The sequence below is a fragment of the Undibacterium sp. FT79W genome, assembly GCF_014284215.1.
GTDB classification, from domain to species: domain Bacteria; phylum Pseudomonadota; class Gammaproteobacteria; order Burkholderiales; family Burkholderiaceae_D; genus Undibacterium; species Undibacterium aquatile.
The window spans coordinates 61855-85576 of sequence record NZ_JACOGB010000004.1 but is presented as its reverse complement, the minus strand read 5'-3'; the positions used below and the strand labels follow the sequence as shown (position 1 = coordinate 85576).

Annotated in this window: 18 protein-coding genes; 12 read left to right on the top strand and 6 right to left on the bottom strand. The window is 52.0% G+C overall.

Going from position 1 to position 23722, the window contains the following annotated elements; genetic code table 11:
* Positions 1-3: 3 nt before the first annotated feature.
* From H8K38_RS07990 to H8K38_RS07975, 4 genes are read left to right on the top strand one after another with little or no spacing between them, the layout of a single operon-like run.
* On the top strand, positions 4-1194 hold the full coding sequence (locus tag H8K38_RS07990; RefSeq protein WP_186884293.1) for an efflux RND transporter periplasmic adaptor subunit: 1191 nt from the start codon (positions 4-6) through the stop codon (positions 1192-1194).
* Positions 1194-4274 (top strand): efflux RND transporter permease subunit, encoded by a 3081-nt coding sequence (locus tag H8K38_RS07985; protein ID WP_186884292.1) that lies wholly within the window; start codon positions 1194-1196, stop codon positions 4272-4274. The genes H8K38_RS07990 and H8K38_RS07985 overlap by 1 nt, the downstream gene beginning before the upstream one ends.
* A gap of 11 nt (positions 4275-4285) precedes the next feature.
* Positions 4286-4609 carry a DUF3240 family protein gene (locus H8K38_RS07980; protein ID WP_186884291.1) on the top strand — a complete coding sequence of 108 codons (324 nt, stop codon included), beginning with the start codon at positions 4286-4288 and terminating at the stop codon, positions 4607-4609.
* Positions 4606-5880 (top strand): TolC family protein, encoded by a 1275-nt coding sequence (locus H8K38_RS07975; RefSeq protein ID WP_186884290.1) that lies wholly within the window; start codon positions 4606-4608, stop codon positions 5878-5880. Before H8K38_RS07980 ends, H8K38_RS07975 begins: the two co-directional genes overlap by 4 nt.
* Positions 5881-5966: 86 nt before the next feature.
* On the opposite strand, the gene H8K38_RS07970 is transcribed toward H8K38_RS07975, so the two are convergent.
* The 3 genes from H8K38_RS07970 to H8K38_RS07960 form a co-directional block, all read right to left on the bottom strand.
* Positions 5967-7073, bottom strand: coding sequence for a substrate-binding domain-containing protein (locus H8K38_RS07970; protein ID WP_186884289.1), 1107 nt, complete (start codon positions 7071-7073; stop codon positions 5967-5969).
* Between the two features lie 415 nt (positions 7074-7488).
* A complete protein-coding gene (locus tag H8K38_RS07965; protein ID WP_186884288.1) occupies positions 7489-8313 on the bottom strand; it encodes a head GIN domain-containing protein in 825 nt (274 codons plus the stop codon).
* Between the two features lie 82 nt (positions 8314-8395).
* Positions 8396-9154: a DUF1700 domain-containing protein gene (locus H8K38_RS07960; RefSeq protein ID WP_186884287.1), complete on the bottom strand. Its 759-nt coding sequence runs from the start codon at positions 9152-9154 to the stop codon at positions 8396-8398.
* 312 nt (positions 9155-9466) lie between these two features.
* Here H8K38_RS07960 and H8K38_RS07955 point away from each other — a divergent pair, with 312 nt between their 5' ends.
* Together H8K38_RS07955 and H8K38_RS07950 are read left to right on the top strand one after the other, a co-directional pair.
* Positions 9467-10639 (top strand): two-component system response regulator, encoded by a 1173-nt coding sequence (locus H8K38_RS07955; protein WP_186884286.1) that lies wholly within the window; start codon positions 9467-9469, stop codon positions 10637-10639.
* A 146-nt stretch (positions 10640-10785) separates the two neighbouring features.
* A complete protein-coding gene (locus H8K38_RS07950) occupies positions 10786-15762 on the top strand; it encodes a PAS domain S-box protein (protein ID WP_186884285.1) in 4977 nt (1658 codons plus the stop codon).
* An 82-nt stretch (positions 15763-15844) separates the two neighbouring features.
* Here H8K38_RS07950 and H8K38_RS07945 read toward each other — a convergent pair whose 3' ends face one another.
* Positions 15845-16348, bottom strand: coding sequence for a hypothetical protein (locus tag H8K38_RS07945; RefSeq protein ID WP_186884284.1), 504 nt, complete (start codon positions 16346-16348; stop codon positions 15845-15847).
* Between the two features lie 107 nt (positions 16349-16455).
* Entirely contained in the window at positions 16456-16848 is a 393-nt protein-coding gene (locus tag H8K38_RS07940) for a VOC family protein (RefSeq protein WP_186884283.1), read from the bottom strand.
* A gap of 288 nt (positions 16849-17136) precedes the next feature.
* On the opposite strand from H8K38_RS07940, the gene gshA reads away from it, so the two are divergent.
* Complete coding sequence (gene gshA, locus H8K38_RS07935; RefSeq protein ID WP_186884282.1) at positions 17137-18729, top strand: glutamate--cysteine ligase; 1593 nt, start codon at positions 17137-17139, stop codon at positions 18727-18729.
* A gap of 86 nt (positions 18730-18815) precedes the next feature.
* Here gshA and H8K38_RS07930 read toward each other — a convergent pair whose 3' ends face one another.
* The gene (locus H8K38_RS07930; RefSeq protein ID WP_186884281.1) at positions 18816-19607 is read right to left on the bottom strand and encodes a TIGR00266 family protein; all 792 of its coding nucleotides are present in this window, start codon (positions 19605-19607) and stop codon (positions 18816-18818) included.
* Positions 19608-19883: 276 nt separating this feature from the next.
* Between H8K38_RS07930 and H8K38_RS07925 the strand changes: the two genes are divergently transcribed.
* From H8K38_RS07925 to H8K38_RS07905, 5 genes are all read left to right on the top strand, one after another.
* Positions 19884-20894 (top strand): M14 family zinc carboxypeptidase, encoded by a 1011-nt coding sequence (locus H8K38_RS07925; protein ID WP_186884280.1) that lies wholly within the window; start codon positions 19884-19886, stop codon positions 20892-20894.
* Positions 20891-21637 (top strand): alpha/beta fold hydrolase, encoded by a 747-nt coding sequence (locus tag H8K38_RS07920; protein ID WP_186884279.1) that lies wholly within the window; start codon positions 20891-20893, stop codon positions 21635-21637. Before H8K38_RS07925 ends, H8K38_RS07920 begins: the two co-directional genes overlap by 4 nt.
* Positions 21638-21793: 156 nt before the next feature.
* Complete coding sequence (locus H8K38_RS07915) at positions 21794-22153, top strand: hypothetical protein (RefSeq protein WP_186884278.1); 360 nt, start codon at positions 21794-21796, stop codon at positions 22151-22153.
* 233 nt (positions 22154-22386) lie between these two features.
* Positions 22387-23256, top strand: a complete 870-nt coding sequence (locus H8K38_RS07910) for a hypothetical protein (RefSeq protein WP_186884277.1) — start codon at positions 22387-22389, stop codon at positions 23254-23256.
* A 24-nt stretch (positions 23257-23280) separates the two neighbouring features.
* Positions 23281-23580 (top strand): hypothetical protein, encoded by a 300-nt coding sequence (locus H8K38_RS07905; RefSeq protein ID WP_186884276.1) that lies wholly within the window; start codon positions 23281-23283, stop codon positions 23578-23580.
* The last annotated feature ends 142 nt before the right edge of the window (positions 23581-23722 follow it).

Genomic DNA, 23722 nt, shown 5'->3' with positions numbered 1-23722 from the left:
ATCATGATGATCACGAAAAAACGACAACTGCAACACCGTAGCGGCGTCCCCAAACAACTGATTTTCTGTACATTGTCAGCGTTATTGAGCTGTGGTGCGGCAGTCGCAGAAACCAATAACCAGATCAAACTGACAAACGAGCAGATACTGCGCGCAGGAATCAAAACCGAAGCAGCGATTGCAGCAGATACCGCCAAAAGTGACGGCAAAGCAAGTGCTACCGAAGGTCAGCATTTATCCGGTACTGTCGTGGCACCACCCAATGCAGTCAGCATGATCAGCAGCATGGTCAGCGGCGTTGTGCAGGAAGTGCAGCACCAGTCTATGCAGCCGATACGCAGCGGTAATCCGATTGTGTCTATCTTCAGCCAGCAATTGATGGAGATGCAACGCGAATACGTACAACTCGCCACCCAATCCAGACTAGCGAAAGAAAAACGCGAACGGGATGAAGGCTTATTTAATGAAGGCATTATTGCCCAAAGCCGTCTGCAAGACAGTCGTGCCGCGGCGATACAGGCCGATGTCGCTGCCAGAGAACGCTATCAGGCGCTGCGCAGTGCCGGCATGGGCGAGACCCAGATTCGTCAGTTACTCAGTAATCAGAATCTGACGTCGGTGCTCAGAATCAGCGCCAACAGTAACGGCATACTGACTGAAATCAATGTCAAACCCGGGCAACGTATAGAGGCGGGAACACCGATCGCAAGCATCAGCAAAGACGGCGCGTTCTGGGTCGAATTGCAGGCATCGGCACAGCAGGCATCCAGCATCCGTATCGGCGATCTGATGCAGGTGAATAACTGCGCCAGTGCCAAAGTCACCGCCATCTCGTCCCAGATTCAGAGCGGTAACCAGACCACACTGATACGCACACAAGTCATCGATGGCAATCCATGTCTGAAACTCAATCAATTCGTTGATGCGCGTCACCAGAGCGGCGTGATACCGCCCAATAGCATAGGTGTCCCTACGAAAGCCCTGATCCAGAGTAAAAACGAACACTATGTCTTCGTCAAAAATGCGCAGGGATTTGAAGCAGTCAAAGTCAAGCTGTTAAGCACTGTCGGGCAACATGCCTGGGTCAGCAGTAATCCGAAATTGCAAGTCGGCAGCCAGATTGCCACGCAGGGCATTATTCAGCTGAAAGGCGCACGAGCCGGACTTGGCGCTGAAGAAGGCGGAGCGCAATAATGTTATCCCGACTGATTGCATTTTCACTCGCTCAGCGTCTGCTGATCATCGTTGCCAGCATACTGATGATCGCGGCCGGTTATCAGGCATTTAAGGGCTTGCCTATCGACGCCTTTCCGGATGTGTCGACGACGCAGGTCAAGCTGATCATGAAAGCGCCGGGCATGACCCCGGAAGAAATCGAAGCACGTATCGTTGCGCCGATTGAGCAGGAACTGTTAGGCATTCCTAAACAGGCGATACTGCGCTCGCAATCCAAATACGCGATCGCCGATATCACACTCGATTTTCAGGATGGTACCGATGTGTTCTGGGCCCGCCAGCAAGTCAGCGAACGCCTCAGCAACGTGATGAAAGATCTGCCCGCATCTGTCAGCGGCGGTCTGGCACCGATCACCACGCCACTCGGTGAAATTTTCATGTTCACCATTGAAGGCCCGTTGTCATTAATGGAAAAACGCAGTTTGCTGGAATGGACGATACGTCCGCAATTGCGCAATATCGCCGGTGTCGCGGATGTCAATTCACTCGGCGGCATGGTGAAAAGTTTTGAGATCGTGCCTGATACCGATGCACTGATTGCGCGTGGCATCTCGCTCGCCCAGCTGCAAGCGGCATTGGAGGCGAATAATCGTAACGACGGCGCGGGTCGCTTGTCTTCGGGTGAAGAATCCTTGCTGGTGCGCAGTGATGGCAACATCCGCACACTCGACGATGTGCGGGCGATTGCCATCGCACAAAAAGATGGCATATCGATCAAAGTCGGCGACGTGGCGAAAGTCAGAATCGGTCAGCTGACCCGCTACGGTACCGTCACGAAAGACGGAAAAGGCGAAGCGGTCGAGGCACTGGTACTGGCAATGCGTGGTGCGAATGCGCAGCAAGTTGTCGATAACATTCGCGAACGCCTGATCACGATCAATCAGACGCTGCCGACAGGCACAAGCATCAAGCCTTTTTATGACCGCGGCAATCTGGTCGAACGCGCTGTTTCCACCGTCACCAAAGCACTCGCGGAAGCAACCATCCTGGTCGTGGTGTTGCTGTACCTGTTCCTCGGTAATGTACGCTCGGCGCTGGTCGTGGCCTGCATCCTGCCTTTATCGGCGCTCGGTACTTTCCTGCTGATGCAAAGTTTCGGGTTGACCGCCAATCTGATGTCACTCGGCGGGCTGGCGATTGCGATTGGTATGCTGGTCGATGCCGCCGTTGTCGTAGTCGAAAATATTGAAGCGCATAGTGGTGACCACGGTCAGCCTAAACTTGGCCGCCTGCATGTGATTTATCGCGCAGTGAAGGAAGTCGCGGTACCAGTAACCGCCGGTATGCTGGTAATTATGATTGTGTTTTTACCGCTGTTGTCGCTGCAAGGACTGGAAGGAAAATTATTCATACCAGTCGCACTGACGATTATTTTTGCACTGGCATCGTCATTAATTTTGTCGCTGACGGTAATTCCTGTGCTGTCATCTTTCCTGCTGAAAGACGGCCATAGCGGCACACCTAAGCTGGTACTGAAGCTGGAAGCGATGTACCGCGCCACACTGACAAAGGCGCTGGCCAACGGACGCAAAGTTGCATTTGCCTCCGTCGCTGCCCTGCTACTGACCGCCTGTCTGTTTCCGTTCATCGGTAAGTCATTCATGCCGACTCTGGACGAAGGCGACATCATCATGCAGATAGAAAAACTGCCGTCGATCAATCTGCAGGAATCCGCCCGCATCGACATGGCGGTACAACAGCGCATTCTGGAAAAAGTGCCGGAAGTGACCAGTATCGTCGCCCGCGCGGGTTCCGATGAACTCGGTCTGGACCCGATGGGGCTCAATGAAACCGATACCTTTCTGGTCCTGAAACCACGCGCCAGCTGGAAGGTCAAAAGCAAAGACGAACTCATCGATCAGTTACGTAAAGTGACGATGGAATTTTCCGGGGTGAATTTCAGTTTCACGCAGCCGATCGAAATGCGTACATCCGAGATGTTGTCAGGTGTGCGCGGTGATCTGGCGATTAAAATTTACGGCCCGAACACTCAAATTCTGGGTGGGCTGGCAGAACAGATCGTGAAAGTCGTCTCTGGCGTCAGTGGCAGTCAGGATGTACTCAGCGTCAAGAACGAGGGCGTGCAATACCTGCAAGTCGATATCAACCGCGAAGCCGCAGGCAGATTAGGCCTCAGCGTCGAGCAGATACAAAATGACTTGCGTACGCTGGTGGAAGGCAAGATCAGCGGCGTCGTGATACAGGAGGGGCAACGTCTGCCTTTACTGATACGCGGCAGCGATCAGATGCAGATATCACCGTCATTGTTCCAGCAATTGCGTCTGCCAGTGACCGATAACCTGTCTATTCCTTTGTCGCAAGTCGCCAGTCTGCGCACAGTCGAAGGGCCAGTCAAAGTCGAACGCGAAAATTCCTCGCGCCTGACTGTCGTCAGAGCCAATGTACGTGATCGCGATCTGGTCAGCTTCGTTGATGAAGCAAAAGCAAAAGTGGCGCAGCAGGTCAAGCTGCCAGCGGGCTATCGTCTGAGCTGGGGCGGACAATTTGAAAATCAGCAACGAGCCGCCGCACGGCTGGCGGTGGTAGTACCGGTCGCACTGGCACTGATTTTCCTGCTGCTGTTCACGACCCTGCACAGCATACGTCAGGCTTTACTGGTGTTCGTGAATATTCCGTTTGCGTTGCTGGGTGGCGTGATTGCACTGGCAGTCACTGGCGAATATCTGTCGGTACCTGCATCGGTCGGCTTTATTGCGCTGATGGGGATTGCGGTACTCAATGGTCTGGTCATGATCAGCTATTTCAATCAACTGGTGGCGCGCGGTATTGCCCTCAAAGAAGTGGTTTCTGAAGGCGCATTACGGCGCTTCCGCCCGGTCATGATGACCGCCAGCATCACGGGTTTTGGTCTGATTCCCTTGCTGATGGCGACCGGCCCGGGTTCTGAAATCCAGAAACCGCTGGCGATCGTGGTGATCGGCGGTCTGGTGTCAGCGACGCTGCTGACCCTGATCCTGTTACCGATACTATTTCAGCGTTTCGGCATTCCCACCGACAAACGCGCGAAACAAAACTGAACGGATATGGCATGACTCAATCTGAAAAAAACATGGATGCCCTGCTGAATCTGGCTATCCCGGTGACACTCGAAGACGAGGTTGCTGACTTCTTATTACTCCGCCCGGCGTTGGCGAGCGGCTTCACTATCGTTGCAGCACAAGGCATGGGACAAGGCGCCAATCTGCTGAGTTCTATGGAACAGGTGCAGGGGCGCTGCAAACGCAAGCTATTCCTGGTCGTCGGCGAGCAGGAAAAACTGCGCCAGTTGTTAAAAGAATTGTCGCTGGAAATTAAAAGCCAGGACATCAGCTACTGGATTACCCCCGTTTTGCAATTCGGGAGACTGTCATGAACAACATCTTACCTACCGCCATGCGTCTGGCTCTGATCAGTATTGTCAGTTATTCAGCCATCGCAGGAGCGACCAATGTGTTGCCTCCGGCGACGCCAGCAGATATCGCTGCGATTCTGCCGCCGGAGCAAGTGGTAAGAAAAACGCTGGAAAATCTACCGCAACTGCGTTCCGGCACACTGAATAAAGAACTCGCACAGGCCAGCAAGCAACGTCTGGAAGCCGGTAGCCATGAATGGGTTATGCGGGTCTCGCAAGCACGCCGCACCGAACAAAATGGCGACAGCTTACGCGATCAGGAAATCGCCATAGAACGGCCGTTGCGCTGGTTTGGCAAAGCCAGTAAAGATGCCGCCATCGGTGATAAAACCGTCGATATGGCACAACTGTCGTATGCCGACAGCTGGCATGAAGCTGGTCGCAGCTTACTCAACGACTGGTTCGACACCTTGCGCGCGGTCGCCTATCGCCAACGCCTGCAAGAACAAGTCGATATCACGGTACAACTGCGCAGCATGGCGGAAAAACGCGTGAAAGCGGGTGACGCTGCCAGGCTGGAACTGATGCTGGCAGACACCGAAGCAAAACGGGTGGAAGCCCAATTGCAGCAAGCGCAACTGCGTGAAGAACAGCAGAAACAGGCCTTGGCAACCTTGTATTCAGGGCTGCAGATCAGCGAGCTGCCACAACTGCCGGTGCCCTTGAAAACAGAACAAAGCCATAGCTATTGGGTCGATCAGATCATGGACGATAATCATGAGCTGGAACTGGCCGAAGCAGAAGCGGCGCTGTCAAAATTACAGGCGTCGAGAATTGCTGCCGAAACGATGCCCGACCCAACCGTGGGCATACGCGCAGCGCGCGAACGCAGCGGGCAGGAACGTATCTACGGCATCAGTATCTCTATTCCCTTATCAGGTACGGCTCGCAAAGCGGATGCCAGTGCAGCGGCACTGAAGTCGAAAATGGCGGAAGAAAAATATCAGTTCACACGGCTCAAAGTAACGCGTGAGGCGCAGCGCGTGGTATCGGAAAGTCAAAAGCAGTATACGATCTGGCAAACCATGCACGCAGTACAGCAGCAAAGTCAGGCGCAGGCAACAACGGCGCTGGCCGCCTATAAGCTGGGCGAAGTCTCGCTCAGCGATACATTGCAAATCCGTCGTAATGCGATTGATGCGACACTCGCCGCTGAAGCCGCGCAAATCGATGCTTTGTTTGCCCACGCCCGCCTGGAGCTGGATGCGCACAAACTATGGGTGATTGATTGATGTAAAAAAATCGATGAATAATAAAAAAGGCAGCGTGAGCTGCCTTTTTTATTGATGGCGTAATGATACGCCTCTGTGCTTGCGAGCTATTTCGCCCACATATGCTGATAATGATTACGATAGTCGTTGGCGGGATCAAAGGTATTTTTCTCGCCACCGTCATAGGCGATATTTTGCGATGTCACCAGATGTACCGGCGTCACAAACGCACTGGCCGGCTGATCTGAGAATGCACGGTTAAGTTCATCCACCAGTTGCCATGCATGCATGGTCAGAGGCTCAGGAACCGTGCCACTTTGTATTCCTTTGCTACGGATACGACGGTAAGCAGTCGCAGAACCATCCCCGGCGGAAATTCCCGAGAGTTTGTTGGACGCCACCAATGGTGCGATACTGGAGGCATCCAGCAAATCAAAATAAAAGTCATTCACGGCCATCACATGCGTCCATTTCGCACCGTGACGTTTGACTACGTTCTCCACCACACCTTTCATTTTCAGATAAGCGTCACTGAGCGGCACGTCTTCGACACTGAGGATACGGCAGCCGTCGCATTGCTTGATCGCTTCTATCATTGCCGCCGACTTGGCTGCCATATAGGGATTGCTGGAATCGGTGAAAACGACGATACCAGCTTTGCTGTTCGAATCGACGACCGTAAATAAGGCCGCTACTTGCGCGGCTTCTTTCGGATTCGAAGTGATATTTGTGAACAAACCATCAGTCGGGCCACTCTTGACAGACGCATGCCAGCCAACGACAGGTACTTTCGCTTTTGCCGCTGCCGCGATTCCTTTGGCCTGCGTCGCGACATCGACACCCGCCAGAATAATGCCATCCGCCTTCATATCGATTGCCTGAGAAATGATGGCTGCGCCCTGATTACAGCGGCCACGGCAATCAATCGACAATGTCTCCCAGGCACCCGCCGCACTGGCTTCACGGACGCCGTGAAAGACACCTGCAATCGCTGCATCACTCATATCACCGGCAATAAAAATAATTTTCTTTTTCTTGTGTATCTTCGGGCCATCCACCGGCCCTTCCCAGCGGTTTTTTAAAGCGGCGGCGCGAGCCACTTTAGCGTTGGCACGGCTCATGAATTGCACGGGGTTTTCTTGGGCTGTCGCGCCAGTGATGAAACTAAACACAACAAATAACACGGTCAGGCATTTACTTAGCTTAGCAGTCATGGTTCTTGGTTGGTCAGGTTAAAAACGGAACTACGCAAGGATTGCGCAGATGGGCGTTTCATCTTTTCCAGATGGCAACAACAGGTGTCATGCAAAATTCACCAGCACGACTGTCTCTGATACAAAGAAACAGTCTGAACAGTCTGTTTACGCTGAGTTCCGCTGTTACTTGTTGCTGCATCAATCAAATTGAAACAAATATTTACATTTCCGAAACGATTATTGCAGAAATTTTTTCGAGATAAATAGAGTTTCAATACCAAGTCTGACGAAATACAATTTAATTTTTTATACAGGCAACTAAACAATATTTTGAATTACATAAAATTCAATGCACCATTCAAAATTTTGTTTCGCACTAAAACAAGGCAAATTTTGAGTTCAATTTGCAACACTTTTCAGAAGTTTTCTCCTTTTATCGCCAGATAATGTCGCCGGAACCCAGACGTTCGGCATTCCTCCGCAGCGGATTTCCCTGTACCGACAGATCGCCGCTTCCCGTCAGCCGTGCATTCACCTCTTCCGTCGCAAAAATCTTGCTGTCTGCCGAACCCCGCGATTCTATGAATACCTGCTTCGCTTTCAACGCTTCCGCATGTAAGTCTCCGGAACCCGATAATTTGACAGTCAGTGCAGCACTCTGACCTTTTAACATCGCATCACCTGACCCCTGCATGCTTAACGTGACTTGCTCACTATTCGCCAGCGATAAATTTAAGTCGCCACTCCCGCTCATCGCGCCCAATATCTGAGTGAAATCGCCGTCAAATATCAGATCGCCGGAACCGCGCATGCTGAACTCCAGCCTCTTTCCTTTAAAGCCTTTGACATTCACGTCACCGCTGCCAGACAACTGTAGTTTTTCAAGCACAGGTAAATTCAGTTCCACTCTGACAGATTCGGATTTTCCTAAAGTGATAAAGATACCGCGTGTCGTAATGTATAAAGTATTACCGTCAACTCTGGTGGTCACCCGTGAAGCCAGCTTGGGATCGCCCCTCACCGACAGGGATGGAACAGTTGACGCATGCAACAGCAAATCAATCGGCCCACTTAACACTACTTGTGTGACCTGTGCTGTCACCGGGCGGGTATCGTTGCTGTCACTGGAAAAAAAATTACCGGCAGCAGCTTCTGTCAGCGTGGTAGCGGCATGTGCTTGCATGATAAAAGCCGAAGCAGCGGTCAGGATGATTGCCAGCACCAGCATGCCTGCTCCTGTGCGAAGTATGTATTTCATTTCCTAATCCTTTCAGTCGTTCTGGTTAATCGCTGTTAGTAACAGTAACGGGGGAATGATATTCATCAGTTTTCGCATTGACTCAGGTCGCCGGGGTGAGTCTGAGTTGCGAAAAATTCCAGCGCAGATACTGTCTGAATCCACGGAAACTAAGCCCGGTCAAAAACATACTCAACATCATCAAAGCCACCGATCCTATGATCATGCTAATGCCTTTGAATACATCGTAGAGATCAAGTTGTTTGCCGAGATTAATCTGGATATCGACCGGCTCCGCAATCCAGAGTCGTTTTGTCTGCTGCTCATCTTCCGCAACAGATTCACCATTGACCTGAATCCCGGACGCTGAAATATCGACCCGGGCTTGCTTATCTATCTGACGATCTGCAGTCGCAGGCGAGTGATCAACAACAAGCTGATACGGCGTGTCATGGATATGCAATTCATCAACGCCTGTAATACCGCCGGCGGTCAGTAAAATGCCAGCGAAATACAAAGACAATGCCGTAATAAAGGCACTGCTTAACATGGCGAAACAAAACAGCGCAGGAATCAGCATCAGCAGATTGAAAATCGCCAGTCCAAGCAAAGCAACAGTTAAGCGTGCGAGGTTACCGACGCTGACTTTGTTTTTAAACTGACGAAGATGTATTGCTGCTTTTTGCTGGATGGCAACCAACGCCGGTGTCGGTAACTGGGCAATGACTTCCTGCTCACTTTTTCCTGCAACCATGCCATCAATAAACTTTCCCTCATACGTCCACAACAGCTCTTCCTGAATATCTCCCGGCAAATCTTGCAGAGCCAGCTTGAGTGCATTCATATAATCGGTTTTAGTCATGCTATGTTCCCTCCCTGATTCTGTTTCCGGATACGATGGAAACAGAATACGGATTTATTCAGCACGAAGCGATAGCCATGCGACAGCGTGTCAAAACCCAGGAATGAAATGCAGAAACGGCAGACAGGAGGGGGGAAATATTCATGCCGATGGGAAAACATACAGCGAAAAATATGTCTTGCGCATCAACATCAAAGGCAGTCTGGACATACGATAAAACGCTGCGGATGCACCGCTTTCCAGACCAAAGCATCTCAGATATACTGAATTCGGGACTCCTACAATCGCCAGTCACAATAAGAGAATAATGTCATGCATAAAAGCATATCGCAAAGTTCCCTTTCGGACTCTGCGTCACCCACCACCATTCTGATCGTCGACGATACGCCACAAAATATCAAGGTGCTGGGCGAACTCCTGAAACAGGACTACCACATCCGTGCCGCCAACTCCGGTGAACGGGCTTTACATGCAGCCGACTCTGACCCTCGCCCTGATCTCATTCTGCTGGACGTGATGATGCCCGGAATGAATGGCTACGAAGTATTACGCCATCTGCGCGCTAATGGAAATACAAAAAACATACCCGTCATCTTCATCACCGCCATGGCGACTGCGGAAAACGAAGAATTTGGCCTCGAACTCGGTGCGGTTGATTACATTACCAAGCCGTTCAATCCTTCTATCGTGTTGGCGCGCGTTCATACGCAACTGGAACTTAAGCGCGCACGCGATCGCCTTGCCAATGAAAACGACTGGCTAGAACGCGAGGTGGCACGCCGTATGCGCGAAAACCTGCTGATACAGGATTTGAGTATACGGGCACTCGCCTGTCTTGCTGAAGCGCGTGATAACGAGACCGGGCAACACATCGTGCGAACCCAGATATACGTGGATTTGCTGGCACGAAATCTGGCCGAGCACGAACGTTTCCGCGATGCGCTGGCAGGCCCCAGACTTAACATGATTGTCAAAGCAGCGCCGCTGCACGATCTAGGCAAAGTTGGCATACCGGATGCAATCCTCCTCAAACCGGGTCGTCTCACCGTGGAGGAATTCGAGATCATGAAAACACATACGACGATCGGTGCCGATGCGATTACCAAGGCAATGGAGCAGGCATTAGCTGGTGCGGATGACGCTATGGAAGAAATTGCAGGTAGTGCGTTTGCGTTTCTCAAGGTAGCTCGCGAAATTTCCCTGAGCCATCAGGAAAAATGGGATGGCAGCGGCTATCCCGCCGGTCTTGCCGGTGATGCGATTCCGGTGTCGGCACGCCTGATGGCGCTGGCAGATGTCTTTGATGCACTGATGACACGCCGTGTTTACAAACCACCAATGACGCTCGACGAGACAACAAAAATCATCATGGATGGCCGGGGTAAGCACTTTGATCCAGCGGTCGTTAATGCTTTTGTCGCTTGCCGCGAGCGCTTTGCCGAGATTGCTGCGCGATACGCTGATCCTGTCTCAGAGCTCAGCTGAGTCAGAAAGACTTCAACGAAAATTTATTCGACAACACCGACCGTCACTCAGATTAGTCACGGCGGTCGGTCATAGGTCAACACCACAGAGTTTGTCGGGATTGCAGTAAGTGCTGAAACATTTCATCAATGACGTCAGGATTACAAATGAAGCTTTTACGTAGCCCGATGCTACCTTACATAATGGGCTTTTTTTTGCCGGTAGCACTGTTTGTGCTGTTGGCCGGCACGCTTAATCTGCTGTCCTTCCGCGAACTAAACAAGGAACATCAGACCGCGCTTGCCGAAACAGCCGAGGATCAAAGAAAACTGAAGCTCAACAGAAATATCAACAACGGCATCACAGCAATTCAGGTTCAGCTCGCGACGCTGATAGAGCAAGCCCGTTTGCAAAAGATTGATGAGGCGGTTGCCAACCGTATACATCAGCAACTGGCAAACCAGTTGACCGAAATGGAACAACAGCTGGTAGCAGCAAAAGAAGCGGTGGATGAGAAGAACCTAAGGGATTTGCAGAAGAATTTTCAGGATTATCGCGATGCCGTCCTTGCGGCGACAAAGTTGGCCGTAACCGATACGTCCAGTGCGATGAGCCATACGTATCAGGCAACCCTCAGTCAGCAACATATCTCGCAACAAGTGCGCATCGTCGCAGCCAGTCTCAACGATCAGATGGCACAGCGCAGTGCAACACGGGAAAAAAACTTTCAGACACATGCGATCCAGAACGTTGTGATCGGCGGCTTGTTGATACTGATGCTGATCGTGATATGGCTACGCCTGATCATGCGTCTGACTGGTCGCTTGTCGATGCTGACGTCTGCTCTGGATGGTTTATCAGAAGGTGTTCTGACCCCGAAATCGCTGCCAGACGTACAAGTCATCGCAGAAAAAAGAGGCAGTCTGCTGGGTGATCTGGCGCGTGCCGTGCTTGCCTTTCGCGAGACCAGTCTGGCGCACCGCCAAGCGCAGTATGATCTTGGTGAGCGCATGAAAGAGCTTTCATGCCTGTTCGATATCTTGCGTATCACTGTCCGCGACGACATCGCGATTGAGAGTATGTTTGATTTAGTCGCAGCGCGGCTGCCAGCGGCGATGCGCTTTCCTGATATGGCAACAGGATTCATCGATTGCGGTGACAAGCATTACGGTAAGCAAGCCTCAGGGGAGCGCCTGAGTGCCTCTTTCATCGGAATCCAGGGGCAAAATGCGCGGGTCTCCGTCGTCTATACCGCAGCGCTGCCTGCCGATGCGGGAGCGCCGTTCATTCCCGAAGAACAGAGCCTGCTGGAAGCCATCGCGACCCACATGGCTGCTGCCGTCGAGCGGCACCGTATCGCGGCCGAGGAAGCGGACCGGCAGGCACTGATTGACACTGTCATTGCTGAAGCGCCGGATGCCATTGAACTCGTGGATATGGAAACCCTGCGCTTTATCGAAGCAAATGCAACGAGCTGCAAACTGCTGGGTTATACGCACGAAGAAATGCTCAGCATGCGCGTGACGGATACGCAGGCAACGATGGACACTGAAGAAAAATTCGCCGAACTCAGGAAAAACGTCGCAGACCATGGTCGAGTGGAGTTCGAAAATCGTCACCGGCGCAAAGATGGCACGGTCATCGAGGTTCGTGTCAACGTCAAGGCAATTCGGCAAAAAGAGCGCGACTATCTGGTGGCGATCTGGCGCGATATTACTGCTGAGAAGGCAGTCGCGGCAGAAATACGGAAACTGTCGCTGGTCATTGAACAAAGCCCCAACTCCATTATCATCACCGATCTGGATTGCCGCATCGAGTATGTGAATGATGCCTTCACCCGCAATACCGGTTACACACGCGAAGATGTGATCGGAAAAAATCCCCGCTTGCTCAAGTCAGGCAAAACAACGGCGACAGTCTATGATTCCATGTGGCAGGCGCTGACAAACGGCACGACATGGCATGGCGAATTCATCAACCTCGATCGCGCGGGGCGGGAACAGATAGAAGCGGCGATTATTGTGCCGCTACGCCAGCCGGATGACAGTATTTCCCATTATGTTGCGATCAAAGAGGATATTACCGTCAGGAAGCAACAGGAAAATCAATTGCGTAAATTGATTCTTGCGGTCGAGCAAAGCCCGGACAGTATCGTCATTACCGATATCAATGCCAGAATCGAATATGTCAATGATGCTTTTCAGCGCAACACCGGATACACAAAAGAAGAAGCCATCGGCATCAATCCACGCGTCCTCAAATCCGGGCGTACACCACAGTCAACCTACGACGACATGTGGGCGACGCTTTCGCGCGGTGAAATCTGGCGCGGCGAGCTCGTCAACCGGCGCAAAGATCAAAGCGAATATGTGGAGTTCGCCAACATTGCACCAATACGTCAACCCGATGGCGAAATAACGCACTATCTTGCAATCAAGGAAGACATCACCGAGAAAAAGGCGATGCTTGATGAACTTGAACGTCATCGTGAACACCTTGAGCAACTGATAGAGATACGAACCGCCGAATTGAATACCACAATACACGAGCGGGACGCGCTGTTTGATGCGGCGAGTACCGGAATTGTCTTGCTCAAAAACAGAATCATCATGCGCTGCAACCGGCGCATGGATGAAATGTTGGGATATGCCTTCAGCGAACAAATCGGACAATCAACCCGGATCTGGTTCCATGATGATAATGCCTACATTAACGCAGGTAATCAGATTTATCCGAACATCCTGCATGGAAAAATCGATGTCCGCGAGATGAATCTGTTACGCAAAGATGGCAGCTCGCTTTGGTGCCGTACCTTCAGCCGGGCCATTGATCCGGCTGATCCGACGCGAGGCAACGTTGTGGTGTTCGAGGACGTTACCGCCGAACGTGCCGCCACAGAACAAATGCGCGCGGCCAAAACCCTGGCTGAAAACGCAGTGCGCATGAAATCGGATTTTCTCGCCAACATGAGTCATGAAATCCGCACACCAATGAATGCGATTATCGGAATGTCGCATCTGGCAATGAAGACTGAATTGACGCCACGCCAGCGCGATTACATGAAAAAGATACAGTGGTCGAGCCAGCACCTGCTCGGCATCATCAACGACATTCTGGATCTGTCAAAGATAGAAGCTGGCAAGATGACTGTCGAATCCATCGATTTCGAGCTGGATCAGGTATTAGAAAATGTGATCGGGTTAATTTCCGAAAAAGCAGCCGCCAAAAACCTCGAACTGATCTTAGAAATTGATGCAGACGTTCCTCACAGCCTGATCGGAGATCCATTGCGTATCGGTCAGGTGCTGATTAACTATGCCAATAATGCCGTCAAGTTTACTGAGCAGGGCAATATCGCGATCCGGGTCGCCGTTGCGCGTGCTTCGTCCCGCGAGCTGATTCTCAATTTTTCAGTCAGCGACACTGGCATCGGTCTGGATGAGGAACAACGCAACCGCTTATTTCAAAGTTTTGAGCAAGCCGACTCCTCCACAACCCGCAAGTATGGTGGCACCGGTCTGGGACTGGCCATCTCGCGGCAACTGGTCAGCCTGATGGGCGGCGAGGTTGGCGTCGACAGCAAACTGGGAACAGGCTCCACGTTCTGGTTCACCGTACCGCTTGGTCATCGCGAGGGAAAACAACAACAATTGCTACCGGCACCGGATCTGCGTGGCCGCCGCGTATTGGTGATTGATGACAACGATCACGCCCGCGAAGTGATTGGCGACATGTTAAGCAACATGTCGTTTGTTGTTTCACTCGCGCCTTCAGGGTTAGCCGGTATCGCCGAAATTGTACGCGCCGCAAACGCGGGCGAGCCCTATGAAATTGTGTTTCTTGACTGGCAGATGCCCGGTCTGGACGGTATTGCCACCGCCAGGAAAATCAGCGACAGCATGCCGATGAATGCGCCGCACATGGTGATGATCACAGCCTATGGTCGCGACGAAGTTATGAAGGCTGCGGACGATGCAAGAATCGATGATGTTCTGATCAAGCCTGTGACTTCGTCACTATTGTTCGACACCGCAATGCGCATCCTCGGCACCACCCAGACCAGCCAGTTGCGCTCGGCAGAACATCCGGCACCCGGAACCGATCTGGCAGCGATTACCGGTGCCCGCATCTTACTGGTTGAGGACAATGAACTGAATCAGGAAGTCGCGATGGAACTGCTTCATCAGGCTGGGTTTCTGGTCGACATTGCTGATAACGGCGCGATTGCGATGAATATGCTGAACAATCAGGACAAGGACTACGATATGGTTCTGATGGATATGCAAATGCCGGTCATGGATGGCGTCACCGCAACCCGCGAAATTCGCAAGCAGGCAAAGTGGTCGGCGTTGCCGATAATAGCGATGACAGCCAATGCGATGGCAAGCGACCGTGACCGTTGCATCGACGCCGGTATGAATGATTACCTCGTCAAACCTATCGATCCTGATCAGTTATGGATGACTCTGCGGCGCTGGATTAAACCGCTGCGGGAAGTGACTCTCGCCACAGTCAAACCTGCACATAAGCAATCTGACGTTGTCACGATCGCGCCTGTTGCCGGGCTTGATGTGAAGGCTGGCTTACATCACGCGCTGGGAAAAGAAGCGCTGTACACGTCTTTACTTCGCAAGTTCAGTGACGGCCAGAAAGATTTTCCAGAGCGGCTGGCAGAGGCAATGACACAAGGCGATCTGGTGTTGGCGGAACGCCTGGCACACACATTCAAAGGTTTATGCGGACAAATTGGTGCCGGAGAATTGCGCACGATGGCCGAGTCACTTGAACAGTCCATCAGGAATAGAGAGCCGAAGGAGAAAATTCAAGCAACACTAAAACTCGTTCCAGGCACGCTGGCGGAACTCGTTAGCGCAATCGATAAGCGCTTCCCGGTAGTCGAGTCAGTACAGAGCGCGGTGGCTGTTGACCTGGGCGAATTGCGTGAAATAAGTATTCGTCTCGCCGCGGAACTTGCGGCGGATGATTTTGCCAGCAGCGATACCTTTGATCAGCACGAAGCGCTGATGCGGGCGGCTCTCGGTGAACGTTTTATTACACTTGCGTCCGCCATACATGATTTTAATTTTGCTCTTGCTGCAGATCAGTTGCGGGAAGCAATGGCGATACATGGAATCGACATCTAGGCTGTCAGGCCGATGTTAAAGGAAGAAAAATGGCTAGTTTCTGCAACAACCCACGCCCACAAAAAATGAGGCGTTGCGCTTATTAATGAAGGATGCGACAGGCATCAAATGTACGTAACCATGTCAATTGCAGTATCCGCGCCTCGTTGCTGGCACGATGGCGCGCCAAATTGAGTTCGTCCTCAACCTGTATTTTTGTTGCCTGCCACATGGATTCCTGCTGCGGTGAAATGATTTCGCGCAGATCGGCTAATCTGAAATTCGGTGAACACGCCGCCGCCTCAAACAAACGTGCCATCAAGATGTAATCATGCACCCAGCCATCGGTGTACACGGTATATCCATCGAGTTGGCTATTAAGCTGTTCGGCGACCATCCGCGCGGGATTACCATTCGCCACCAGAATTTCACGTGGAATCTGGTGTAAGCCAGCAGCAATCTCGTCCCACAGATTCCAGTCATGTTCTGGCCTGATCAGGCTGCACCAGCCTTCGCCGTGACGCTGAGAAAAACCGACTTCAACCGGATAACTGCCTCTGCCAAAACCCGAGGCTTCAAACGCGATCACAATAGGCACGGTCATCATGGCGGACTCCGACTGAAAAATTACGACGAGGACAGCACTGTATTCTGTACTATCGCCACAGATCTGCAAGTTTTTTAAGCACTTCCTTGCGTCTGTCGTTCACGAATTCAGTCTGGCAACGGCGTGCACAACTCAACCATGATGCCATCGGGGCAGCGTAGGTAAGAAACCGTCTGTCCCCACGGTTTCTGTGAAGGCGGTGAAAGTTCTCTGGCACCGCTCTGCAAAGCGTGCGCATGTGCCTGCGCCACATCATCAGTGACAAAGGCGACTTCAAAACCAAGTGGTTGCGCAGACTTATGGGCTTCAACATGACCACCGGGATAATTAAAAGTCCCCATTTCATGTACCGCAAACGCCAGCTTGGTTGCACCGGTATCGAGTTCGCCATACATGCCTGAATCATCTAAAAAACGACGACGACAGCCAAAAGCCTTTTCAAAAAAACTGAGCGACGCGGCAACGTCAGGTACGTAAATAATCGTGTATGCGAATTGCATCAACTGACTCCCCATGAATAATGATTAAGGCGGCCGGGAACTAAAAACAGACTCAACAAGAGATTCCACCCGGGAAAATATGCCTGCAATAAATCCACCGTACAATTTCTCAGCGTCATCATTACAATATAACCAAAATTACAATGTTTTGCTTTTTTATTTTCAGATTCATCAATCGCTGAAAAGCAAACACTGATGCGGGTCACGATGCCAAATGCAAATTTCGGCTATGCTTGCTCGGAAATTAATGCAGATGATGCAAAACACCGTAATTTAGAAGGAATTCTCGTGAGCAACTTGTTAAACCGACGACTGGCACTACTGGATAACGACACGTACCGCCCTCTGCTCGGACAGGGCTTGCGTGGTATAGAACGCGAAACCCTGCGCGTTGATGCAGAAGGACACCTGTCGCCGAAGCCACACCCAGCCGCATTGGGTGCAACGCTGACCCACCCGCAGATCACAACCGACTATGCCGAGTCGCTGATGGAATTCATCACGCCGGCAGAACAGGATATCTCGCTGGCATTGGAAAAACTGGATCAGATTCACCGTTTCGCCTATACCGAACTGGGCGACGAAATGCTGTGGAGCCAGTCCATGCCTTGCCCTTTGCCAGACGAAAAAGACATACAGATCGCCTGGTATGGCAACTCGCACATCGGCATGATCAAGCATGTGTATCGTCGTGGCCTGGCATTGCGTTATGGCAAAAGCATGCAATGCATTGCCGGTATTCATTACAACTACTCAATTTCTGAAAACATCTGGAAGGTATTACAAAAAGCGGAAAACACCAGCGGCGACGCCATGTACGTGCAGTCAGAAAATTACATCGCCATGATCCGCAATTTCAAACGTTACAGCTGGTTGTTAATGTATCTGTTCGGTGCTTCGCCAGCGTTGGCAACATCGTTTTTGCGTGGCCGTACGCATCAGTTACAAAGCCTGTCGGAAGATACGCTGTATCTGCCTTACGCGACCAGCCTGCGCATGAGCGATCTGGGTTATCAGAATAACGCACAGGATGGTCTGGTTCCGCCGTATAACAGCCTGATGGATTACATGCGCAGCCTGTCCATCGCTGTTCGCAAGCCTTATCCTGCTTACGAAAAAATCGGCACCCAAATCAATGGCGAATGGGTACAGATCAATACCAACATTCTGCAAATTGAAAACGAGTTTTACGCAACCATACGCCCGAAACGCGTGATCCGCACCGGCGAGCGCCCTATCGAAGCGCTTTGCGCGCGCGGTGTGCAATATGTCGAAGTGCGTTGTATGGATGTGAATCCATTTGATCCGCTGGGGATTAATCTGGAAACCTCGCGTTTTCTGGATGCGTTTTTATTGTTCTGTGCGCTGGATGAAAGTCCGCTGACCAATCAGGCCGAAGGCGAGGAAAATACCCGCAATTTTGCGCTGACAGTTAAAGAAGGACGCCGCCCTGGTCTCATGCTGCGTCATGGCGGGCAAGAAATTTCCCTGCAAAATTGGGGGTTGGAATTATTAGAAAAAATTGCACCGGTAGCCGCACTGCTGGATGCACAACGCGGCGATCGTGTGCATGCCGATTCTCTGCAGGTGCAGCGCAAAAAATTACAAAACCCCGATCTGACGCCATCCGCGCAAGTTTTGGCAGCGATACGTGCCGAAAATAATTCGTTTTATCAGTTTGCTCTGAAACAAAGCAAGGTGCTGGCGGAACAATTCCGCGCCCGCCCGCCAAGCGCAGAAGAACGTCGCTATTTCGAAGAACTGGCCAGAGCCTCCGTCGCGGAACAGGAAGAAATGGAACGATCGCAAACCGGTAGCTTTGATGAGTTCATCACCGATTATCGTTCCCGCACATCCAGTCAGTTATGCTGCGAAAGCTGATGTAACGACGATGCTGATTTGATGAATATTAAAAAAGCCGCCAACAGATCAGACTGTTGGCGGCTTCTTTATTCAGTCAGAGCGACTTATTCGTCCTCAAACAGATTGCCAATGCCACCAAGCACAGAACCCTGTTCTGCGCCTTTACCACCGCCGATTTTAGACGCACCGACAATGCGGTTAGCCAGGCGGGATAATGGCAGCGACTGCAGCCAGACTTTGCCCGGACCACGCAAGGTCGCAAAGAACATGCCCTCACCACCAAACAAGGCGGTCTTCACGCCGCCAACAAACTGAATATCGAAATCAATATCCTGCGTAAAGGCGACCACGCAGCCACTATCGACGCGCAAGGTCTGGCCTGGTTGTAAGGTCTTTTCTATGATCGCACCACCGGCATGAATAAATGCGAGGCCATCGCCTTCGAGCTTTTGCAATACAAAACCTTCACCTCCAAAGAAACCTGCGCCCAGACGTTTCTGAAATGCGATGCCGAGCGCCACGCCTTTTGCCGCGCACAGAAAAGCATCTTTCTGACACAGCAGAGTACCGCCGAGTTGCGCCAGATCCATAGGAATGATTTTGCCGGGATATGCAGCACCAAAAGCCACTTTGCGTTTTTGTCTGCCGCCGTTCATGAACACCGTGGTAAACATCGATTCGCCGGTCACCAAACGCTTACCAGCGCCCAGCAATTTTCCGAAAATGCCGCTTTGCGCAGCGGAGCCGTCACCGAAGATCGTCTCCATCTGCACATCGTCTTCCATGTAAAACATCGCACCCGCCTCGCCAACTGCCGCTTCATTCGGGTCGAGTTCAATTTCGACAAACTGCATGTCGTCGCCGAAAATCTGATAATCAATAACGTCCATTGCCATGATGAATTTTCCTGATAAAAAAAGTTGACCGGTGCAAGACACAGCGAGCGGCATTGTAGCCAGAACAGCAGCGCGAACGCTAGTTTTTCGCCCGGTAATATTTTTCTGAAAATACCGAGCTACAAAATACATCAGTTCGTCGCCCGGCACCCATTTTTCTGAGCACCAACGGCCAGCGGCCGTCAGCGTCTGATCCATGCGCACTGCGCAAGGATATTCTTGCATTCTTGCCGCCACTCCCCTAGCATGGCACAGTCCATTTTCAAGCACACCTCCATGCCCGCCTTGCCTGAATTAAAAGAACTCGAACACATTATTCAACTCGGACATCCGCATCTGGAGGTTGACGTACTGTGCGAGATCGATGTCCAGCACAAGCGCTTTCCGGTGTACAAACTGGCACTGGGCAATCCCGACCCATCCTTGCCTGCGATAGGTTTTTTTGGCGGCATCCACGGGCTGGAACGTATAGGTTCGCAAGTGCTGCTATCTTTTCTGCGTGGATTACTGACCCGTCTGAAATGGGATAAAAGCCTGCAACACATGCTGCAGGATGTGCGGCTGGTTTTTATGCCGCTGGTGAATCCGGGCGGCATGTGGCAGGCAACGCGCGCTAATCCGAATGGCGTCGATCTGATGCGCAATGCGCCGGTAGAAGCAACCGAAAAAGTGCCGTTCCTGCTCGGCGGGCATCGCATCAGCAAACACTTGCCGTGGTACCGGGGGCCGGCAGACGCTGACATGGAAGCTGAAAATATTGCGCTGGTACGCACGGTTCAGCAAGAATTATTATCGCGTCAATTCAGCATCGCGATCGACTGTCATTCCGGCTTTGGCCTGCGCGACCGCGTCTGGTTTCCGCATGCCCACAGCGTGCATCCGATTCCGCATCTGGCCGATATTTTGTCGCTCGAAGAACTGTTTCAGCAAACTCATCCGAATCATCGCTACCTGTTTGAACCGCAAAGCCTGCAATACCGCACGCATGGGGACATCTGGGATTATCTATACCTGCAATCACAAGAACAGCCCGGCAAAACCTTTCTGCCGCTGACGCTGGAAATGGGCTCGTGGTTGTGGGTCAAAAAAAATCCGCGCCAATTATTTTCACGCCACGGCATGTTCAATCCGGTGGCAGAGCATCGCCTGCACCGTGTTTTACGGCGGCATACTTCGTGGCTGGATTTTTTAATGCGCGCCACCTGTGGTCATCAGGAATGGCTGGCGCAAGGCCCGACCCGCCTGCGCCTGCAAGAGCGCGCCGTGCAACGCTGGTATCGTCCATGACCTGGGTACTGCTGCGTGGCCTGATGCGCGAACAACGGCATTGGGGCAACTTCACGCAACGGTTTGCACAAGCCCATCCGCACGAACGCATCATCACCCTCGATTTTGCCGGTAATGGCGCTTTATATCAGCTAGCCAGCGCCACCAGCATAGGCGCGATGGTTGAACAGGCGCGCGGGCAAGTTCAACAACAACTTCAGCAGCAAGTCAAAGGCAACATCAAACTGCTCGCCATCTCGCTCGGCGGCATGGTCGCGGTGGCATGGGCAGAACGCTATCCGCAAGAGCTGCAACGCATGGTGCTGATCAACACCAGCCTCGCGCCGCACAACCCGTTTTATCAGCGCCTGCGCCCGGCCAACTATCCCGCCATCATCAGCACCATGCTGACAGGCTCACAGCGCCAGCGCGAAGAACTGATCCTGCGCCTGACCAGTCATCAGAGCGATGTCCCTCAAGCAGAACAACTGCTCAACGACTGGGTTCATTACGCGCAGCAATACCCTATCTGCCGCCGCAACATCCTGCGTCAACTGGTCGCCGCGATGCGCTACCGCGCCCCGGCACAGGCACCGCAAGTGCCGCTGCTGATGCTGGCTGGCGCCAAGGATGTGCTGGTCAGCCCGCAATGCTCCGCCACTCTGGCTCACCGCTGGCAGGTCGAATTGCGCATCCACCCTGAGGCTGGACACGACCTGCCACTCGACGATCCCGCCTGGGTCATACAGCAAACACTGAGTTAATCATCTCCTCAGCGCCGCATTGACGCGACATACGCAGCACACTGATCTGCCGCCACGCATACATTTACTTACACTTTTATCAAGAGATAAAAAAGCGCGCATTGTTAAAATAGAACTTCAAAAATAGAGCTTCAACTCACATCAGAAGGAAATTTTATGCATCGCCCTTCAGCTTTTCGCTTCGCTTCCATCGCTTCCGTCATTTCCGCCTGCGCTGCTGCCGCATTGTTCAGTGTCACGGCATCCGCACAGACCGCCGCACAACTCGTTCAGGCATCGAATGGTTATGCTGATATGTGCAAAAAATCGGTGAATATGCCGACAGGAGAAAGTGACCTCAAAGGCAATCCTAAGCTGGATGATTATTGCAAATGTTTTGCGGATAAATTCCTCGAACGCGCACTCAAATCGCAATCTGCCGCCAATCAGACACCGTTGCAGGAAACCCTGAATCAGGAAATGGAAATGCGCCAATCGTGCCGCGCAAAATACAATCTGCCTGCCGTAAAAAAATAAGCGGCATATCCCTCCCAATCAGGATGCGCCTGCTGGCCACATTCCGCTCGCCAAGGCGCGTCAAATCAATGCCTTCCTTTTTTTATCGCTCCAGATTTGGGCTGGATGCGATTCCGGTGTGATAGAACTATCCAGCCAATTATTAAATTATTGACATTTTAAAAATCACTGCTAAATTGCCAACAGCCATTCAAAGTTCTGACTCCCTTGCCACCTAACTCAAGGAGCATCGCGTGAATACCCTGCCAGCAATCAAGTGCGCCCTGATCTTATTGAGCGTTTGTTGTCTTTCCGCGTGCAATCAGGAAAAAGCGCAGGCTTTGCAGCTTGCCGCGACCACATTCAGCAATGAAGCAGACCGCGCCTGCAAAATGGGTGCCGATAGTTTGCAAGCGGCTGTGGCAATGCCAGCACTTACCCGCTCCGACATTGCCACATCACTGGCGCAGGCAAAGAAATTTGGCGCTACCGAGCTCGATTTAATCTATGCCGACAACAGCATCACCGACAGCGCAAACGCGCCTGCGCTGACTGCCCTGAATCAGGCGTGCGAGGCACACCGGCAGCTCGCCGCCATGTACACCGATCTGCCGCGCGGCTACTTGCTGGCAACGGATGAGGTAAAAAAAGCGCAGAAACTAGTAGTCAATGTCACGGCACGTTTTGCCAGACTGGGGCATATCTTTGCTGAATTGCCATCCACCGGCCGCGATAATATTTCCCGCATCCGCATTATCGAAGCCCGCAGCAAAGCCATGGCCGTCGCTGACGAAAAAGCCCGCGCCGCGTTGCTCGGCAGCGTTGCTGACGATATCCTGCTGAATCAAACCAACGAGGCACAGAGCTGCGACCTCATCCTCAGCCAGTTTGCAAAAGCGACTGTACTCGGAGAAAAACTGGCGCAAACCAGCGTCCATTACGATCAGATGACAGTGGCTGATTTGCTGGAATCACTCAGAGAATTTTCTGCCCTGTACGGCAACATCACCAACCGCGCAGCCACAGCACAAAGTGCCATCAACAGCATCAACCGCGTAGAAGCAAACTTGAAAAATGACGCTGCGCTCAGTCCTTTGCTTGATGCCGTCGTCAGCCAGAAATAATGCGCTGTTAAAGGGAGAGACACCATGCCTGTCAAAGACAATGACGCTGAAATGTTGCGCGTGATGGGCAACACCATCACCGACCTGCAAATCCGGTATCGTGCTGCCACACTGGATGATAAAGCCGTACTGATCGCACCACTCAAAGAATTGCTGCAAGACTACGGGGACTATCAGGCACGTTTGCTGAAAGCAGGCACCATCACCAGCGATGCAGAACTGGCGCAAATGAAAGCCATACAAACCGCCATCAGCGACGATGCCGACCGCCAGGATTTGCTGATCGCCATCGCAAAAATCGTCGCCCTGATTGCTGCCGCCTGAGCGCGGTATTGTTGCAGAAATAGCGCACGGCAAGTATCCTTCACAACGGCTGGACACGCCCGATGGCTGTTCTCCCTGCGTTCAGGTTTCTGTTTTCTCAGATACCCCCATCATCAGCCCATTTCTTTTTCTACCATCACAC

Excerpts from the sequence above, each read along its gene's own strand:
- H8K38_RS07960 (WP_186884287.1), bottom strand. The coding sequence starts at position 9,154 with ATGACTAAAACCGATTATATGAATGCACTCAAGCTGGCTCTGCAAGAT.
- H8K38_RS07950 (WP_186884285.1), top strand. The coding sequence starts at position 10,786 with ATGAAGCTTTTACGTAGCCCGATGCTACCTTACATAATGGGCTTTTTT.
- H8K38_RS07930 (WP_186884281.1), bottom strand. The coding sequence starts at position 19,607 with ATGGCAATGGACGTTATTGATTATCAGATTTTCGGCGACGACATGCAG.
- H8K38_RS07985 (WP_186884292.1), top strand. The coding sequence starts at position 1,194 with ATGTTATCCCGACTGATTGCATTTTCACTCGCTCAGCGTCTGCTGATC.
- H8K38_RS07980 (WP_186884291.1), top strand. The coding sequence starts at position 4,286 with ATGACTCAATCTGAAAAAAACATGGATGCCCTGCTGAATCTGGCTATC.
- H8K38_RS07955 (WP_186884286.1), top strand. The coding sequence starts at position 9,467 with ATGCATAAAAGCATATCGCAAAGTTCCCTTTCGGACTCTGCGTCACCC.
- H8K38_RS07970 (WP_186884289.1), bottom strand. The coding sequence starts at position 7,073 with ATGACTGCTAAGCTAAGTAAATGCCTGACCGTGTTATTTGTTGTGTTT.
- H8K38_RS07990 (WP_186884293.1), top strand. The coding sequence starts at position 4 with ATGATGATCACGAAAAAACGACAACTGCAACACCGTAGCGGCGTCCCC.
- H8K38_RS07905 (WP_186884276.1), top strand. The coding sequence starts at position 23,281 with ATGCCTGTCAAAGACAATGACGCTGAAATGTTGCGCGTGATGGGCAAC.
- H8K38_RS07915 (WP_186884278.1), top strand. The coding sequence starts at position 21,794 with ATGCATCGCCCTTCAGCTTTTCGCTTCGCTTCCATCGCTTCCGTCATT.
- H8K38_RS07965 (WP_186884288.1), bottom strand. The coding sequence starts at position 8,313 with ATGAAATACATACTTCGCACAGGAGCAGGCATGCTGGTGCTGGCAATC.
- H8K38_RS07945 (WP_186884284.1), bottom strand. The coding sequence starts at position 16,348 with ATGATGACCGTGCCTATTGTGATCGCGTTTGAAGCCTCGGGTTTTGGC.
- H8K38_RS07940 (WP_186884283.1), bottom strand. The coding sequence starts at position 16,848 with ATGCAATTCGCATACACGATTATTTACGTACCTGACGTTGCCGCGTCG.
- H8K38_RS07975 (WP_186884290.1), top strand. The coding sequence starts at position 4,606 with ATGAACAACATCTTACCTACCGCCATGCGTCTGGCTCTGATCAGTATT.
- H8K38_RS07925 (WP_186884280.1), top strand. The coding sequence starts at position 19,884 with ATGCCCGCCTTGCCTGAATTAAAAGAACTCGAACACATTATTCAACTC.
- H8K38_RS07920 (WP_186884279.1), top strand. The coding sequence starts at position 20,891 with ATGACCTGGGTACTGCTGCGTGGCCTGATGCGCGAACAACGGCATTGG.